This is a genomic window from Chromobacterium alticapitis (assembly GCF_002924365.1).
In the GTDB taxonomy this organism is placed as follows: domain Bacteria; phylum Pseudomonadota; class Gammaproteobacteria; order Burkholderiales; family Chromobacteriaceae; genus Chromobacterium; species Chromobacterium alticapitis.
The window spans coordinates 1-15,859 of the sequence record NZ_PQWB01000049.1; the positions used below are offsets into that span (position 1 = coordinate 1).

General features: G+C 64.2%; 15 protein-coding genes. 5 read left to right on the top strand and 10 right to left on the bottom strand.

The window, feature by feature from the left end:
* Positions 1–57: 57 nt before the first annotated feature.
* Both C2I19_RS12450 and C2I19_RS12455 read right to left on the bottom strand, forming a co-directional pair.
* Positions 58–567, bottom strand: a complete 510-nt coding sequence (locus C2I19_RS12450) for a hypothetical protein (protein ID WP_103903018.1) — start codon at positions 565–567, stop codon at positions 58–60.
* Positions 568–738: 171 nt separating this feature from the next.
* A complete protein-coding gene (locus C2I19_RS12455; RefSeq protein ID WP_113024116.1) occupies positions 739–1,248 on the bottom strand; it encodes a GNAT family N-acetyltransferase in 510 nt (169 codons plus the stop codon).
* A gap of 181 nt (positions 1,249–1,429) precedes the next feature.
* On the opposite strand from C2I19_RS12455, the gene C2I19_RS12460 reads away from it, so the two are divergent.
* Together C2I19_RS12460 and C2I19_RS12465 are read left to right on the top strand one after the other, a co-directional pair.
* Positions 1,430–2,797, top strand: a complete 1,368-nt coding sequence (locus C2I19_RS12460; RefSeq protein ID WP_103903080.1) for an HD-GYP domain-containing protein — start codon at positions 1,430–1,432, stop codon at positions 2,795–2,797.
* A gap of 6 nt (positions 2,798–2,803) precedes the next feature.
* Entirely contained in the window at positions 2,804–3,265 is a 462-nt protein-coding gene (locus C2I19_RS12465) for a hypothetical protein (protein WP_103903020.1), read from the top strand.
* A gap of 4 nt (positions 3,266–3,269) precedes the next feature.
* Here the strand turns inward: C2I19_RS12465 and C2I19_RS12470 are convergent, their stop codons facing one another.
* Positions 3,270–4,667: a hypothetical protein gene (locus tag C2I19_RS12470; RefSeq protein WP_146056802.1), complete on the bottom strand. Its 1,398-nt coding sequence runs from the start codon at positions 4,665–4,667 to the stop codon at positions 3,270–3,272.
* A gap of 350 nt (positions 4,668–5,017) precedes the next feature.
* Here C2I19_RS12470 and C2I19_RS12475 point away from each other — a divergent pair, with 350 nt between their 5' ends.
* Positions 5,018–5,785: an HAD-IIB family hydrolase gene (locus tag C2I19_RS12475; protein WP_103903022.1), complete on the top strand. Its 768-nt coding sequence runs from the start codon at positions 5,018–5,020 to the stop codon at positions 5,783–5,785.
* Here the strand turns inward: C2I19_RS12475 and C2I19_RS12480 are convergent.
* Both C2I19_RS12480 and C2I19_RS12485 read right to left on the bottom strand, forming a co-directional pair.
* Entirely contained in the window at positions 5,782–6,645 is an 864-nt protein-coding gene (locus C2I19_RS12480) for an EamA family transporter (protein WP_146056803.1), read from the bottom strand. The two genes, C2I19_RS12475 and C2I19_RS12480, sit on opposite strands and share 4 nt — an antisense overlap.
* The gene (locus C2I19_RS12485; protein WP_103903024.1) at positions 6,626–7,852 is read right to left on the bottom strand and encodes an HAD family hydrolase; all 1,227 of its coding nucleotides are present in this window, start codon (positions 7,850–7,852) and stop codon (positions 6,626–6,628) included. Before C2I19_RS12485 ends, C2I19_RS12480 begins: the two co-directional genes overlap by 20 nt.
* A gap of 142 nt (positions 7,853–7,994) precedes the next feature.
* Here C2I19_RS12485 and C2I19_RS12490 point away from each other — a divergent pair, with 142 nt between their 5' ends.
* A complete protein-coding gene (locus tag C2I19_RS12490) occupies positions 7,995–8,921 on the top strand; it encodes a 2-hydroxyacid dehydrogenase (protein WP_103903081.1) in 927 nt (308 codons plus the stop codon).
* Positions 8,922–9,269: 348 nt separating this feature from the next.
* Positions 9,270–10,022 carry a hypothetical protein gene (locus C2I19_RS12495; protein ID WP_103903025.1) on the top strand — a complete coding sequence of 251 codons (753 nt, stop codon included), beginning with the start codon at positions 9,270–9,272 and terminating at the stop codon, positions 10,020–10,022.
* Between the two features lie 36 nt (positions 10,023–10,058).
* Here the strand turns inward: C2I19_RS12495 and C2I19_RS12500 are convergent, their stop codons facing one another.
* The 5 genes from C2I19_RS12500 to C2I19_RS12520 form a co-directional block, all read right to left on the bottom strand.
* Positions 10,059–11,726 (bottom strand): SulP family inorganic anion transporter, encoded by a 1,668-nt coding sequence (locus tag C2I19_RS12500; protein ID WP_103903026.1) that lies wholly within the window; start codon positions 11,724–11,726, stop codon positions 10,059–10,061.
* Between the two features lie 181 nt (positions 11,727–11,907).
* Positions 11,908–12,978, bottom strand: coding sequence for a HupE/UreJ family protein (locus tag C2I19_RS12505; protein WP_103903027.1), 1,071 nt, complete (start codon positions 12,976–12,978; stop codon positions 11,908–11,910).
* Between the two features lies 1 nt (position 12,979).
* Positions 12,980–13,921 (bottom strand): YHYH protein, encoded by a 942-nt coding sequence (locus C2I19_RS12510; RefSeq protein WP_103903028.1) that lies wholly within the window; start codon positions 13,919–13,921, stop codon positions 12,980–12,982.
* Positions 13,922–14,077: 156 nt separating this feature from the next.
* Positions 14,078–14,800 carry a LytR/AlgR family response regulator transcription factor gene (locus C2I19_RS12515; RefSeq protein WP_103903029.1) on the bottom strand — a complete coding sequence of 241 codons (723 nt, stop codon included), beginning with the start codon at positions 14,798–14,800 and terminating at the stop codon, positions 14,078–14,080.
* Positions 14,801–14,832: 32 nt separating this feature from the next.
* Positions 14,833–15,852 carry a sensor histidine kinase gene (locus C2I19_RS12520; RefSeq protein WP_103903030.1) on the bottom strand — a complete coding sequence of 340 codons (1,020 nt, stop codon included), beginning with the start codon at positions 15,850–15,852 and terminating at the stop codon, positions 14,833–14,835.
* Positions 15,853–15,859 lie beyond the last annotated feature (7 nt).

The following is a 15,859-nucleotide window of genomic DNA, read 5'->3' on the forward strand; positions in this document are numbered from 1 at the left end:
TGGAGGAAAGGATGGCGAGGGTTAGCATGTGGCATATCGCAAATAAATACTGACCGTTCATTTGCCTACGAGTTCAGCGTTGAATGGCCCTGGGTCCAATACCCCGTTGACGGATCCATACTGTCCAGTCACTGCAATATTGCTCAGCGTCAGTGTGTTGGTGCAGTCGGCTTTGATCACCCCCCACTTTCGGGCGGAGAAGTGGCTGGTCACCTGATAATTGAGTCCGGAAACCGACAGGTAGGTCACACCACTAGCAGAAGGCTGAATTGTCACCACTGCATTACCGCTCACTGAGCCTCCCTGAAAAGAAGCTCCATTCTGGTTGATCATTGGCGCTACCCGGCCATTCAACCCCTGCTGCAAGTCGTAGGGCAAAGCCTTGAGCTGGCTCACCACCCTGCCCAATGGCCCCATAACTCCAATCCGGCTCTCTGCATAAGCTACCGAGCCGCCGCCATAATTTACCGCGACATTCAGATTATCGCTGCGAATCACCGGCCGCCAACCTGCCTGAGCTATACCCGAGACCGCACCCAACGCAACCACCAATAGCTTTATCTTCATATATCAGCCCCTTACCGTTGACCACGTAAACGATGTTTACATTAATTCAAATTAACAAAAATGTCAAAGTCATTAAATACCCCGCAGCATAAGTCGTTATTCATTGAATACAAAGAACAATGCCGCTCTCAAAATTTGAGCCGCGGCGCAGCTTGTCCATCGTCCAGAAAATTACCTCAACCGCTTTGCCATCACATAATCATCCATCACAAACCCATTGCCGATATCGGCCACCACCTGCTCCCGCACGCTGAAGCCGCGTTTTTCATACACGGCGATGGCGTCGGCGTTGTGGCGGTTCACCGTCAGCATCAGCATGGCGCAGCCCTTGGCCCGGGCTGCGGCTTCCACTTCGTCCATCATGCGGCCGCCCAGGCCCAGGCCGCGCAATGCTTCCAGCAGATACAGCTGCTCCAGCTTCATCTCACCGGGCTGCCCGGTCAGCGCGTAGCTGCAATAGCCGGACGGCTGGCCATCCACGCGCAGCAGGCGGAACCAGCGGTCCGGCGCGTCCAGGTAGCGGCTTAGTTTCTCCGGCGTGTAGCGGCCGGACACCATGTAATCGATCTGCTCCAGCGTGATCATGGAGATGAAATGCTTGCGCCAGATTGCGGCGCCGAGCGCGGCGACGGTCTCGAAATCATGGGAAGTCAGGGAATCCAGAGAGATGGCGTGAGGCATGGCGGCGGGCTCCATAAGGATTGCGGGAAGGCGAAACCACGGGAATGCTGCCGGCATTCTGCCCATCGCCGCCCCATGGCGTCCAGCATCTGCCCACAGCAATTATTCGAATGTGAACCGCATTGCCAAAACGCCGCCGGCCGCGCATAAACAAAGCATTCCCCGCGGCGAGGACACCGCTATGGCCGCCACGCTCAAACTGTCGCAACTGATAGGCGCGCTCAGCTACGCGCTGGACATCACCGAAGGCCAGCCGGAGGGCCATTGCGTGCGCAGTTGCTGGATAGGCATGCATATCGGCCGCGCCATCGGCCTGGAGCCGCAGGCGCTGTGGGACCTGTACTATGCCATCCTGCTGAAAGACCTGGGTTGCAGCAGCAATTCCGCCCGCATCAGCGAGCTTTATCTGACCGACGACCGCCGCTTCAAACAGGACTTCAAACTGGTGGGCGCCAGCCTGCCGCAAATGCTGAGCTTCGTATTCGGCAACACCGGCACCCACGCCGCCAGCTGGGGTCAGCGCGCTTCGTCCATCGTCCAGGTGCTGCTGCGCGGCAGGGAGATGGCGGACGAGTTGATCAACACGCGCTGCCACCGCGGCGCGGACATCGCGCGCCAGTTGCGCTTCAACGACAATGTGGCGCGCGGCATCCAGTGCCTGGACGAGCACTGGGACGGCTCTGGCCGGCCGCTGGGCCTGCGCGGGGACGCCATTCCGCTCAACGCGCGCATCGCGCTGCTGGCCCAGGTGATAGACGTGTTCCACATCACCCATGGCCGCCATGCCGCGCTGGACGAGGCTGTGAGCCGCGGCGGCGGCTGGTTCGACCCGGAACTGGTGGCCGCCTTCCGCGGCGCGGCCAATGACGACGCCTTCTGGCGGCAACTTGAGGCCGACGACATCGAGCAGGCCGTGCTGGAGCTGGAGCCGGCGCAATGCGCCGTGCCGCTGGACGAGGACTATATGGACGAAATCGCCGAGGGCTTCGGCCAAGTGGTGGACTCCAAGAGCCCGTTCACCGCCGGCCACAGCCAACGCGTGGGCCATTACGCGGACCGGATTGGCGAGGAGCTGGGCCTGGGCGCGCAGCGCCGGCGCTGGCTCAAGCGCGGCGCGCTGCTGCACGACGTGGGCAAGCTGGGCGTCAGCAACACCGTGCTGGACAAGCCCGGCGCGCTGGACGAGGCGGAATGGGCCGCCATCCGCCGCCATCCCGGCTACACCGAGACCATACTCGGCCGCATAGAATCGTTCTCCGAACTGGCCCAGGTGGCCGGCGCCCACCATGAGCGGCTGGACGGCAAGGGCTATCCGCGCGGCCTCAAGGCCAGTGAAATCGCGCTGGAAACCCGCATCATCACCACGGCGGACATCTTCGACGCCATCCACGCCGAACGGCCCTATCACCCGGAAAACCCCGTGCCCAAAACGCTGGACATCATGCGGCAAAACCTGGGCAGCGCGCTGGACCCGGCTTGTTTCTCCGCGCTGGAAAACATATTGAGGCTGGAAGGCGCGCTGGAGAGCGACGCCATCTGCCTGACCTGAGCGGCGATGAACGATGCCCTGAAGGCGCTGGCCGCGGCGCTGCGGCTGGACGCGCCGGAACGCGAAACGTTGCGCCTGCGCTTTGGCCTGGCCTGCGCCCGGCGCGTCGAACATCTGCTAGAAAACCAGGAAGTCCAAGCCTGTCTGGATGGTCTGCAACGCTATCTGGCGGGCGAGACAGACCATGCAGCGCTGGATGTCCTGGCCCGGCGAGCCGCCGAGCTGGCCCGCGGCCATCCCGGATCGCCTTCGCTGGACGGCTGCGGCCACGCGGCGGTATCGGCCAGCCATGCCGTGGCGATGGCCCTGGCCGGCCGCGCCCTGCCGGCGGCGGACTACGCGGCCTATGCCGCCGTGTATGGAGAAGCCGGCTATGGCGCAGCGGCGACCCCGTCTGCATTCGAATCAGAATGGGATTGGCAGGCCCGTTGCCTGAACGAACTTGCCAGCGCAGCGCCGGAAAACTAACCGCTCAGGCGAATGTATCGATAGTACGCTTGACCGGCAGGCTCGTCGCCGCTTGCCCGCCATACTGGCTACCCCGCCATTGCTGATAGTCCTGCCATGCCTGCTGCAGCCGCTGCCCCGTCGTGCTGTCCCCGTCCAAAGGCGTCAGCTCCACGCCCAGACGCTGCAACACGCGGAAAATGCCGTCCACGTCGTTCTGGTTGCGGTACTCCAAGCCCGCGTTCTGCGCATTGCGCGCGCCTTTTTGCTCCACCCGGGCCCAATTATCGAAAGCGGCCTGATCGCTGGCCTGCCGCAGACTACCCGAAGCGGTTGCCGGCACCCGCTCATCGCTTTGCAATGTCTCATGCAGCCGCTGCAAACGCTCCAGCACGCGCTGTCCTTGCTGATCGTTCGATATCCGTGCGTTGACGTCCGACAAATCCACCATGCCGGCTGCGGTAGCGTATTGCGGCGTCAGTCCCAGTTTCAGCATGCTGTGCAACCAGCTCAAATCTCGCTTGTAGTAACTCAGCGAATCCACCATCCCTCTTTGCGTCAATGGCAGCAAGGAATCCGCATTATCCTGAGACAGAACGCCGCTTGCCTGCAAGAGCGTGCTGTACTGCTTGACTTGCTCCATGGACAGACTGCCGATATCGGTGCTCTTGATCAGTTGCAAGGTTGACATCCCCATGCCGTATTGCGCCTCCGCCTGCTGCGTCAGCGCCGCCTGGGCCCGCTGGGCCGGCGTGGATGATGGCGGCGGCAATGGCGCTCCCGCCGTCTCCGGGGTCGGCTTCGGCTGGTTTTTGGTCTTGAAAACGGTCTTGTCTTCCTGCTCCGCCGTTTGCAGATCGATGTCCAGCTTGCTGCCAGGATGCTGCGTTTGCCAGGAGCGGTATGCCTGCAAAGCCTGCTTCACCCAGGCACCCTTGTCCTGCCCATCAGGCGGTGGCGGCAAATCCGCGCCCGCGCGCTGCAAAACCCTGCTGACCGATTCGGCGGTCTCTTTGCTCAGCGGCACTTTTTCGCCGGAGCTCTCGGCGCGGGTCATCGCCTGGCTCCATCGCTCGAAGCGCGACAAATCCAGCGCCTGTTTCATGCTGTCGCTGGCGGCCGACTGCACCTTGTCCTCTCCCTGCAAGGCATCGTGTATCGCGCCCAGTTTTTCCAGCGCCTGCTGCACGCGTGAATAGTTATCCAGGGAGTAGCTGGCGAGACGCGCCGAGGTTTCTCCCGCCTTGACGCTGGCCTGCACATCGTCATGCCGCTTGGCGAATATCTGCACGGCGTTGCAGGCGCCGCCGCCATTCCAGCCATTGTTATCTATGTCCCCGCGGGTGGCGCTTGCCACCTGACTGTCCATTTCACCGTTCGAATCCAGCATTTCCGTCAATGCATACAGATCGGAACCTGACATGCTGCGCACATCATATTGCTTGAGTAGCTGCAAGGTCCGCGTACTCAAGCCATAACGCGATTCGGGAGAACCGACCTCCCGTCCCTGGACATCCAGCAGCGGGGCCGCTTGACCGCCAGCCGCGGCATTGCTGGCACTCCGCGCTTCAGCCTGAATGGCGGGCTGCATGAACGTTTGAGGTCTAAAAGAAATCGATATCCCGCCATTCACAGCCATTTCAGGCCTCCCGTATAATAAGCACCCTCCTCTTATCGGCACTCGTCATAGGAAATGTAAGCCAAAAATTCACATTTACTAACCATTTACATCAGCTGCAACCGAATTCCGCCATTGCGCACGGCTCAATATCCATGCACTTCATCTTCGACATAGATGGCACCCTTTGCTTCGACGGCCATACCATCAGCCCCGCCATACAAGACGCGCTGAGCGGACTGGAAGAACAGGGGCACCAGATCGGCTTCGCCTCCGCCCGCCCCTATCGCGACATGCTACACTTGCTGGGCGAGCGTTTTCACCATGGACTATTCGTCGGCTCCAACGGTGCCATGACCTACCATCAAGGCGAATTGTGCGATACCCAGCCGCTGGCCAAGCGCACGCTGGACCAATTGTGCGAGCTGGCGGAACGCTTGGAAGCCTCCTATCTGGTAGACCTGCCCTGGCACTATCACTACCGCGGCGACCCCGATCATCCGTTCATGGGCTGGGTCGATCCGGCTCGCCGGGCCAACCGGGTCGCGCGCGACGACATCCGGCTGCCGGTCAAGCTGCTGGTCACCGAATGCGCCGACGGCCCGGCCCTGCAGCTGGCGCTGGCCGAGCGCGACGACATCGCCGTCCATCATCATTCGGACCAGCAGATCGTGGACATCACGGCCAAGGGCGTCAGCAAGATGGCCGCCCTGTTGCGCCACGGCATCGCCGCGGACCAGTTGGTGTGCTTCGGCAACGACAGCAACGATCTATCCATGTTCAGCGCCGCGCGCCACGCGGTGCAGATAGGCGAGCATGCGCAGTTGAAGCCGCTGGCTGCGGAGCGGATCGCCCGCGATGACAACACAGAAGCGGAATTGATAGGCGCGATGCGCCGGCTGGGCGCGCGCTACGCCGGCTAGGATTCGGACAAGGCGCCCAAGCTGGCCGCCGTCACCATGGCCAGGCCAACCAGCTGCAGCGGCGTCGCGGACTGGCCCAGCGCCAGCGCGCCGGCCAGCACCGCCACGGCCGGCTCCAGGCTCATCAACACGCCGAAGGAGGCCGTGCTCATGCGCCGCAGCGCCGCCAACTCCAGCAAATAAGGCAAAACGGGCATCAACAGCGACAATCCAGCCAGCTGCAGCAGCACGGCGCCAGACGGCGCGGCGGCAAACCCGCACCAGGGGGAAACCAGCAAGGCGGCCGCCGGCAAGGCCAGCGCCACGCCATCCCCGCCCGGGCAGCGCTCGCCCACCCGCCGCAGCATGGCGATGTAGGCCGCCCAGCACGCCGCGCCCAAGGCTGCCCACCCCAACCCCGCCGCGTCCGCCGCCCAGCGCTCGCCATGCCTGGATAAGGCCAGAATGCCCGTCAGGGCCAGCAATGGCCACCAGCCGCGGCGCGGCCCGCTGCCCGTCCACCAGGCCAGCAGCAAGGGTCCAAGCAAGTTGATGGCCACCGCCAAACCCTGCGGCAGGGTGCGGGTGGCTGAGAAAAAACTCATCAGCAGCCCCGCCATCGCCGCTCCCAGCAGCAGGATGCTTGACCATGCGCCGCCGCCCAGCCGCGGCAAAGCCGGCCGTTTCCATAACAGCAGGAGCAAGGCGGCGAAAACCAGCCGCCAAGCGGTGGCGCGCAAAGCGCCCAGGCTTGCCGAGGCCGGCTGCGACCACGCCGCGCCGAACTGCACGCAGCACATGGACAATACGGCCAGCCCGGCGCCGGACAGGCTGCGCCCCCGCCCTGCCCAGCTCAGGGCCTCAATAGGTGACGAACTCACCGCGCAGCTTCCGCTTCATCTGCCTGTGCCGTTCTTCCAGCTCGGGCGTCAGCCCCGCGCCCCCGCGGTGCACCAACGCCGCGCCGTCCAGCTCCTCCCGGACCCGCGCGATGACGGCGTCGACGTCGCCCACGCCCTTTTCTATCCATTTCAGCAGCACCAGCGCATGCCGCATGTCGTCGGTCACCAGGCCAATGCCGGCCGCCCGCGCCGCGTCAGGGCCATTGACGCCGATGGACCACGGCGCGCGGCGCAGCATTTCCGCGTCGTTGGCGCCGTCTCCCATGGCCACCAGGCGCGCCACCCCGCCGCCGCGCCGCGCCAGGCTCAGGGCGAGCGCGGCCTTGGAACGGTCCCCCACCATGACGCTGGCCTCCACGATGCGGCCCAACGCAGTAGGCGCCAATCGGCCACGCCGCTCGCCCGGCGCATAGGAAATGCCCAGCTCATCCCGATAAAAGCGGCGAAACCGCTGCCGCAGCAATTGCCGGCCGGCATTCGAGAAATGCCGCCGCCGCGTCGCGCCGTCCATCCAGACTTCGGACATGCCGTCTATCAGGGCAAAGGCGTCGCGCAGATAGGCCTGCGCCAACGCCATTTCCATCCCCCAGCGGCCATGTCGGCGCAGGCAGGCCTCGGCTTCCGCCAAAGGAAATGGCGAACCCAGCACCCGCTCCGGGGCCAGCCAGCCGCATTGTTCCGCCACTTGACGGTAAGGCTGCTGCGGCGCCGTGGTGATGCCCGCCATCCGCCAGCCCATTTTCTCCAGCCCCAACGCCATGCCCTCTGCGCCCGGCGTCGCCGCAGATCGCAGCGCCATCTCCGCCAGATAGGCATAGTCCACTCCCGCAGCCAGCAGCATGGGCAAGGCGAAAATGGTGTCCGTGCCCTCCTGCGCCAGCGTGTAGCCCCCGGCGGGCGGCATGCCGATGCGCCGTCCCGAGGGCCGCCGCTGTCGCGCGATATCCTCGGCAAAGGCGTGATAGCCTTCTCCATACAGGATTTGTCCATAAGACGGCGTGGCATCCACTGCGCCCGCCTCCGGCTTCAGCCTGGCGGTCAACGCCTCGGCGATGAAGTCGCCCAGGAACAGCGGCCCTTCCACATCGCTGGCCAGCAGCCAGCCCTCGCCGCTAGCCGCCGCGCCATCGACCAAACTTCTTAGCGCGCGCGCCTGCGTCAAACCATGGATAGTCTCATCCCACATGCCGCTCTCCCCGCACCAAGCCATGCCCTTGGTATAGCGAGGCCCATCCCCCAAGATCAATGGCTTGCGGTTTGTCCCTAGCCGCGCGGCTATCCACCCAGCCAGGTATACTATGGTCATAATCCTGACCCAAACCAAAGCCATGATCCTGATCCACACGCCCAGCCCGAAGGAAGTCTCCGCGTATCTCGAACTCTTCCGCGCCGCGATGCCGGAAGAAGCGTTCACCGACCTCGAACACGCCGACCTGTCCGCCGTTCGCCATCTCGTCACCTGGGGCTTGCCCGATGACCTCCTTGCCGACATGCCCAAACTGGAAGCCCTGTTCGCGCTCGGCGCTGGCGTGGACAAGCTGATGTCGCGGCCGGACTTGCCGGCCGATCTGCCGGTGTACCGGCTGCTGGACGGCGGCATGGCCGCGCAGATGGCGGAATACGTCCGCTACGGCGTGCTGGGCTATCAACGCAATATGGACCTGTATCGCCGCCAACAGGCGGAAGGGCAATGGCGCAAGCTGGCGCCGCGCCTGCCAGGCGATATCCGCGTCGGCGTGCTGGGGCTGGGCGAGATAGGGGCGGCCGTGGCGCGCGCCCTGGCGGCGGATGGCTATCGCGTCAGCGGCTGGAGCCGCAGCGCCAAAACAGTGGAGCATGTGCGCTGCCTGCATGGCGGCGGCGGACTGGAGCAAATCTTGGCGGACAGCCAGGTTCTGGCCTGCGTGCTGCCTTCCACGCCGGAAACGCGCGGCCTGCTGAGCGCGGAGAGACTGACCAGGCTGCCGCAGGGCGCCCTGGTCATCAATGCCGGACGCGGCGACCTGCTGGATCTGGACGCGCTGCTGGAACTGCTGGATAGCGACCATCTGCGCGGCGCGCAGTTGGATGTCTTCCCGGAAGAACCGCTGCCGGCAACGCATCCCTTGTGGCGGCACCCCGCCGTGGCCATCACCCCGCATGTCGCCGCCATCACGCTGCGCCAGCCTTCGGTGGAGCAGATCGTCTCCAAACTGCGGCTGCTGGCGGCCGGCCAGGCCCCCGCCGGACTCGTGCGGCGCGTGCAGGGTTACTAGCGCCTGACTGGCGCCGGCCCCAGATTTTGCCGGCCCCCGTCCGTGGCAAGCGGCTTGTCGGCGGCGAAACTTGCTGTCGCTCCCGTCATTCGGCCGCATACCGCGTCGCTCGCGCGCAGATTCGCCACTCATCCAGCGCCGGCCTATCGGACAGTTGAACCGCTAGCCTGCGGCTGCGGCAATCCATACAAATTCATACGATCGTTTCATAAGCGCATGAAATGATAAGGACATTTTATTTGTAACAATTTAATGATTAATGAGTATGCAAAAAGGACAGTAGTGTCCATCTGCGCGCTTTTCTAACATCGCCGCCATTTCATTGCTGCAACGCACAAGGAGAATGAAATGGCTGAAATCGCCCGCTCGATCCGCATCGTACCCGCCAAACTCGCGCCGGAAGCGCGCGAGGCGCTGGCCAGGGAGCTGTTCCAGGTTCACGACGCCGTCTTCGCCGGCATGGACTATTCCGGCTTTAAATCCATGATCATCTCGCCGCCCACGGAACATAGCAGCCTGCTGCTGCACCGCGACGGCGACGGCCGCCTGGTGGGCTATTGCGCCATGCACCGCTATCGCCGCCAGATCGGCAAACGCGTTTGCAGCGTGCTGCGCGTACAGTCCGGACTGCTCAAAGCCTATCGCGGCAAGAACAGCAACTTCGCCTTCCTGATCAGCCAGGTCATGCGCCACTGGCTGAGCCACCCGCTGCGTCCGCTGTATTTCTTCGGCGTGATGCTGCATCCGTCCAGCTATGCGGTGATGCACAAGTTCTCGCGCCGCATGTGGCCGGCGCCTGGCCAGGACGACAGCCACCCGCTGGCGGCCAAGGCCTATGAGCTGTTCTCCAGCTTCCAGTTGACGCCGCTATCGCCGGAAAAACCGTTCATCGCCAATGTGGGCATCCTCACCCGCGACGGCAAGGACGATCATCTGTACTGGCAGAACTCCGCCAAGCCCGCCGACCGCTTCTTCGTCAGCGTCAATCCCGGCTACCGCGATGGCCACGGCCTGCTGGCCCTGGTGCCGCTGTCGCCGCTGGCGGTGGGTCACGCCGTCGCGCGCTGGCTGAAGCTGCGCAAGCAGAAGAAGAGCCGCTGATTTCGCCAAGGGCCGAACGCCGGAACGCGTACGGCCCTATGCCCACACCACGCCCTCCATCAACACCAGCTCCGCTCTTTGCAATGCGCAAGCCAGGTCCGGCTGCAAATTGTCCTCGCCTAGCCGTTCCGCCAGGCGGGATCCCTCGAGCATGTCCATCACCTCATCCGCCGCGCCACACAGAATCAGCATCTTGCCCTGCTCCGCCAGCCGTGAACGCAAGCCCTCCAGCGCAAGCAGACCGGATGTATCCAGCAGAACGAGGCGGTGCAATTGCAGGATCACCACCCGGGCTTGCGGCGCCTCCTTCAGAACGATGTCCACACAGTCCGCCGCGCCGAAGAACAGCGCCCCCTCGATGCGGAATGCCGCGCAGCCATCCGGCACGTTCTTGCCGGCAATGCTGTGGCGCTCGAACAGCTGGGCGTGTTCCGGTTGCAAACGGCGGATGGCGGTATGGCCAGCCATGCTGCGAATGAAAAACATGGCGGCCAACAACAGGCCGATCTCGACAGCCACAGTCAAATCAAACGCCACAGTCAACACAAAGGTCACCACCAGGATCAAGGTGTCGTGCAGCGGAAACTGCCGCGCCTTGCGGATATCCCAGTCGCCCATCTTCAAGGCCACCGCCACCAGGATGGCCGCCAGCGCGGCCAACGGCACATGGGCCGCCAGTGGCGCAGCCAACAGCAGCACCAATAGCAACAGCGCCGCATGAAAAATAGCCGCCAGCGGCGTGCGCGCGCCATTGCCTATATTGGTGACCGAACGCACCACCGCGCCGGTAGCCGGGATGCCGCCGAAGAACGGCGCCACCATATTGGCGATGCCCTGTCCTATCAACTCCTGGTTGGCGTCATGCCGGTCGGCGGTGAGGCTGTCCACCACCACGGCGCATAGCAGGGACTCGATCGCGCCCAGCAGCGCGATAGTGAAGGCCGGCGCCAGCAGATCGGATAAATGGAGCAGGTTCAAGTCCAGCCCGGTCGGCGATGGAAACCCTTGCGGAATGCCGCCGAAACGGCTGCCCAGCGTCGCCACCGGCAGATCGAACAGCGAGACGGCGAGCGTGGCCGCCACCAGCGCGGCAAACGGCGACGGCACAAGCCGATTCAGCCGCTTGGGCCATAGCAGGATCAACGCCAGCAGGGCTGCGGACAACAGCGTGGTCGGCCAGTGCAAGCCGGAAAAATGCGCGCGCAGCGTCGCCATCACGGCGAAGAAGCCGGACGGCATCTTGGCGATGGGAAGACCGAAAAAATCCTTCAGCTGCGTCAGGAAAATCAGCACGGCGATGCCGTTGGTGAAGCCCGTGATCAGCGGCATCGGGAAAAAACGTATCACCTGCCCCAGCCTGAGCGCGCCCATCAGCACCAGCATCACCCCGGCCATGAACGTACAGACCAGCAGATTGGCCACGCCATACTTGCTGACGATGCCATACAAGATGACGATGAAGGCGCCGGTGGGGCCCGTGACGCATAAACGGGTGCCTCCAAGCGCGGCCGCCAGCGAACCCGCGATGACCGCGGTGACGATGCCAGCCTGAGGCGGCACCCCGCTGGCGATGGCGAAGGCCATGGCCAAAGGCAGGGCGACGATGCCGACGGTCACGCCAGCCATGAAATCGGCCCGCAGCTGTTTGCCGTTGTAATGGCGCAGCGTATCGAGCAAACGGGGACGGAAATATGATGCTGGCATCTTGCATGCTTTCTGGCTTGGCGAACAGTATGCTGTCAGCCTAGCCCAAGCGGCGGCGAGCTGCCCGGACCTGGATCAAGCGGGAAAGCGAGCTGCGCAAACCGCTAGCCAATGCGGAGGGCGCGCCGGAGCCGCCCAAAATCTTCACGCTGCCGCGCGGCGATTGAATGCGCAGGCCGCCTCAGCCCACGCCTAGCAGCCGGCTCGCCAGCCAAAAACTGCCGGCGGCTATGCCGGCCCAGTTAGCCAGCCGCGCCAGCCGCAGCCCATGCCCCTCGTCCACTTTCTTAGCCAGCCAGACTACAAGCCCATACAGCGCGGCCACCAGCAACTGGCCGGCTTCTATGCCCAGATTGAAGCCGGCCACGCTGGGCAGGCGATGACCGGGGTCCAGCCCCAGCTCCGCCAAGGCCCCAGCGAAACCCAGACCGTGGATCAGGGCGAAACCGAACACCAGGCCAATGCGCAGGCCTACCGGCATGACCGCGCCGCGCATGCGGGCGCGCCAGTCCAGCAGCGCCATGCCGACGATGGTGGCGGCGATGGCTGGTTCGACGATGGCCGGCGACGCTGCCAGCCCGCCCCAGACGCAGGCGGCCAGAGTGATGGCGTGGCCGACGGTGAAGGCGGACAGCGCCAGCACTACGGCGCGCCAGCGCCATCCAGCGGATAGCACCACCAGCAGGAACAGCATGTGGTCGAAGCCGGTCAGGATGTGGTTGACGCCCAGCTTGAAGTAATCGCCCATTACCGCCCAGGCGGAGCGCCACAGCGGCCGGCTTTCGCTATCGGGCGTCAACACTAGCAGCTCGCTTTCGCCCGGCCGCGTCACCGTGATTTCATAGCGCCGCTCGACCGGCACCGCGCCGTACAAGCCCACGCGAAACGCCAGCGGCGCCTCCAACGGCGGCAGCGGATAGCGGCCCAGCGCCACCAGCTGATCCGTGCTGTCGCTGCCCTCGTTGACGGAGAAACTGAGCATGAGGCCCTGCAGCGGCAGCGGCCTGCCATAAGCCAGCAACTGCGCCTCGCGCTGCAATTGCGCCTCTATCGCGGCATGGCCGACCCTCAGCTCCGGCAAGGTGATGCGTCCCGGCGTCTTCAGGCTCAGGCCCTGGAACGAGCTGACCGGCAGCGACAACACCATATAGCCGCCGCCATGCGCCAGGTTCAGCGTGCCATGCTGCGCCACCATCAAATGCGCCTGGCAAGGCAGGCATAGCGCCAGCCACATCAGCAGGGTCTTCCACATATCAGCTCCCCTTCACGCAACGCGAAATATAGGGATAGCTGTCGGTGATCGCGTAGTAATAGATGCCGCCCGGGAACTCCGGCGTCACGCCGGTGCGGCCATTGCATTCGTCCAGATCGCCGGAGCCGGCCACGTACTGGTAGTCCTGGCTGAAGGTGCCCATGGGATAGAGCGAGGTGGACGGCCGCCCGGAATCCGGCGTCGATTTCAGCTGGTAGCTGCCGATCAAGGTCTTGATGGCGGAAGCGGCGTCGTTGGCGCTGCTGTAGCCATAGCGGGCGTAGATGGGAAAGCCGTCCTCGGCCCAGCCCACCAGCGTCATCGCCGCGCCCTTGCCCAGTTCCGTCATCAAGCCGGTGGGCATGCCATGGTAGTGGTAGGCGCCGTTGGGCTGCACGTGGGCGTTATTGCTGTCCACGCCGAAGTTGAAGCTGTTTTGTCCCAGCGCCTCTATGCTCCAACTGCCGGTATTGCCGATCAGGGTGCAACTGCCCGAGTTGTCGCAGCTGCCGGCCGTGGCCGGATCGAACTTCACGCCGTTCAGCGCGTAGCCGGTGGGTTGCACCGTCTTGCTGCCGCCGGACAGGCTGGGCGACAAGGCGAAGCTGGGCGTCACCGACTGCGCGCTGATGGTGTTGGGGTTATTAACATTGGGGAAGGTGCCGACCGAGTGATCAGGCAGGCCGTTGGCGCTGAGCTGGCGGGCGCTGCTGGTGCAGCTCCACACCGCCGTGCTGGTGGCGTTGACCGAGGCCGAGCTGTTGAAAGTGCTCTCCGAATAGCTGCACAGCACGCCGGCGGTGGAGTAGCTGCCGCTTTTCGAGCTGGAACCGCTGGAGGAACCGGCGCTGGAAGTGGAAGAGGAGTCGCCTCCTCCGCCGCAAGCGGCGCACAGCATAGCCGTCATGGCCAGGATGAAGCGGGGCGGAGACAAGAGCTGCATCGGAAACTCCAGGGGGGACGGCAATGCTTCCTGTGTAGCAAATTTCTCAACACGGTAGAGCGTACGACATTGGAAAGTTTGGTTAAATTCTTTTTCCCGTTGGTTCTCGCCATCGCATCCTGAAGGCGGAACGCCCGGCTTGGCCGGGCTTCCGCCCTACATGGATTTGAACTGGGCAGCGTAGCTGCGGCTGAGCGGCAGCTTGTCCTCCCGATCTTTCAACAGCACAAAGTTGCGCCCCAACATATCCTGCTCGATGGACTGCACGGCCGATAGCCGAACGAGCAGCCCGCGGTGAATCTGCGCGAACTCTCGCGGGTTGAGCCGCGCCGCCAATTCTTTCAGCGGTGTGCGGATCAGTTGGGTTTCGGTTGCCAGCACCAGTTCGGTGTATTTGTCGCAGGCCTTGAAATACAGTACCTCGCTTGCCGCTATCAGCCGCTTGCTGTTGCCCAGCCCCGCCGTGATCCAGTTGAGGTATTCCGGCTGCGCTTCGGCTGGCGCCGGCGCGGGCATGGCGACGGTCGACGCGAGCTGCTGCAAGCGGCTGATGCAACGCAGCAGCCGCGGGTCGTCAATCGGCTTCAACAAGTAGTCCATCGCCGCCGCGTCGAAGGCCTGCAAGGCGTATTCGTCATAGGCGGTGACAAAGACCACGCGGCAGCCTGCCACGCTCCGGGCCACCGCCATGCCGTCCAAGCCCGGCATGCGAATGTCCAGGAAAGCGAAGTCCGGCCGCAGCCGGTTGATCTCGGCCAGCGCGATCGCGCCGTCGTGCGCGACGGCAATGACGGCGAGTTGCGGCCACAGCCGGGCCAGAGCGGATTGCAGCGCGGCGGCCAACAGCGGCTCGTCATCGGCGATCAGGGCAGTCGGCATGGCTTTACTCTCCTCGCGGCCAGTTCGAACAATTATGCGATTGGCAACACCAATTCCGCCAGCACGCCGCGCGGCTGGCTCGGCGACAGGCGCAGTTGCGCCGCCGGCCCATACAGCGCGGCCAGCCGCTCGCGGATATTGGCCAGGCCGACGCCGGCCGGCGCGGATTCGGCGATGCCGACGCCGCTGTCGCTCACCATCAGCCTGAGCGCGGCGCCGTCGCGCTCGGCCAGGATGGCGATTTCGCCGCCCGTCACGCTGGGCTCCAGGCCGTGCTTCAGCGCGTTTTCCACCAGGGGCTGCAATAGCAGCGGCGGCAGCGGCAGCGACTTCAACTCTTCCGCCACCTGCACGCGGACGCGCAGCCGCTCGCCCATGCGGATGGCGGCGATGTCCAGCAGCGCGCCCACCAGTTCCAGCTCCTGGCCCAAAGTCCCCTGGGCATTGCGGCTGCGCGCCAGGCTGGCGCGCAGATAGGTGTTCAAATGCCGCAGCATGGTCGAGGCGCGCGGCGGATCTATCTCGATCAGGCTCTGCACATTGGCCAGGGTGTTGAACAGAAAGTGCGGCTCGATCTGCGCTTGCAGCATGGCCAGCTGCGCCGCCGTCTGCGCCTCGCGGCTTTCCGCCTCGCGCCGGCGCGTGGCCTCCAACTCGCCGGCCAGCGCCTGCGAACGGTAGTACAGCAGGCTCAGCGTCATGGCGAACATCGCCACCAGTAAGGTCGGCACGAGAAACAGATACGCCCGCTCCGGCACACGCAAAGCTTGCGCCAACACATCGAATGCGCCCAGCCAAGCCGCCAGCTTTAAGCCGAACGGCACGCTGAACAGCAGCACTAAGACATAGACCAGCGCGCGATTCAGCTTGAGCCGGCCCAGCACGCTACCGCTCAACCAACAGCTATAGCCTATGCAAAACGAAATCAGCACGTTGTCGTATAGACGGCCCCAGCCACCCAACGAGGAAAAGAACAAAGCGATGGCCAAGTTGATGCAGCTGCAGATGGCAAACTCCTGAAGTACGCCGGACCAGCGCTGGTATGCATTCATGATTAGG

Bases quoted from the DNA above. Each gene is read 5' to 3' on its own strand.
- C2I19_RS12450 (WP_103903018.1), bottom strand. From the start codon at position 567: ATGAAGATAAAGCTATTGGTGGTTGCGTTGGGTGCGGTCTCGGGTATA.
- C2I19_RS12465 (WP_103903020.1), top strand. From the start codon at position 2,804: ATGAACGATGCCCTGAAGGCGCTGGCCGCGGCGCTGCGGCTGGACGCG.
- C2I19_RS12475 (WP_103903022.1), top strand. From the start codon at position 5,018: ATGCACTTCATCTTCGACATAGATGGCACCCTTTGCTTCGACGGCCAT.
- C2I19_RS12470 (WP_146056802.1), bottom strand. From the start codon at position 4,667: ATGTCAGGTTCCGATCTGTATGCATTGACGGAAATGCTGGATTCGAAC.
- C2I19_RS12495 (WP_103903025.1), top strand. From the start codon at position 9,270: ATGGCTGAAATCGCCCGCTCGATCCGCATCGTACCCGCCAAACTCGCG.
- C2I19_RS12520 (WP_103903030.1), bottom strand. From the start codon at position 15,852: ATGAATGCATACCAGCGCTGGTCCGGCGTACTTCAGGAGTTTGCCATC.
- C2I19_RS12455 (WP_113024116.1), bottom strand. From the start codon at position 1,248: ATGCCTCACGCCATCTCTCTGGATTCCCTGACTTCCCATGATTTCGAG.
- C2I19_RS12500 (WP_103903026.1), bottom strand. From the start codon at position 11,726: ATGCCAGCATCATATTTCCGTCCCCGTTTGCTCGATACGCTGCGCCAT.
- C2I19_RS12515 (WP_103903029.1), bottom strand. From the start codon at position 14,800: ATGCCGACTGCCCTGATCGCCGATGACGAGCCGCTGTTGGCCGCCGCG.
- C2I19_RS12505 (WP_103903027.1), bottom strand. From the start codon at position 12,978: ATGTGGAAGACCCTGCTGATGTGGCTGGCGCTATGCCTGCCTTGCCAG.
- C2I19_RS12485 (WP_103903024.1), bottom strand. From the start codon at position 7,852: ATGTGGGATGAGACTATCCATGGTTTGACGCAGGCGCGCGCGCTAAGA.
- C2I19_RS12490 (WP_103903081.1), top strand. From the start codon at position 7,995: ATGATCCTGATCCACACGCCCAGCCCGAAGGAAGTCTCCGCGTATCTC.
- C2I19_RS12510 (WP_103903028.1), bottom strand. From the start codon at position 13,921: ATGCAGCTCTTGTCTCCGCCCCGCTTCATCCTGGCCATGACGGCTATG.
- C2I19_RS12460 (WP_103903080.1), top strand. From the start codon at position 1,430: ATGGCCGCCACGCTCAAACTGTCGCAACTGATAGGCGCGCTCAGCTAC.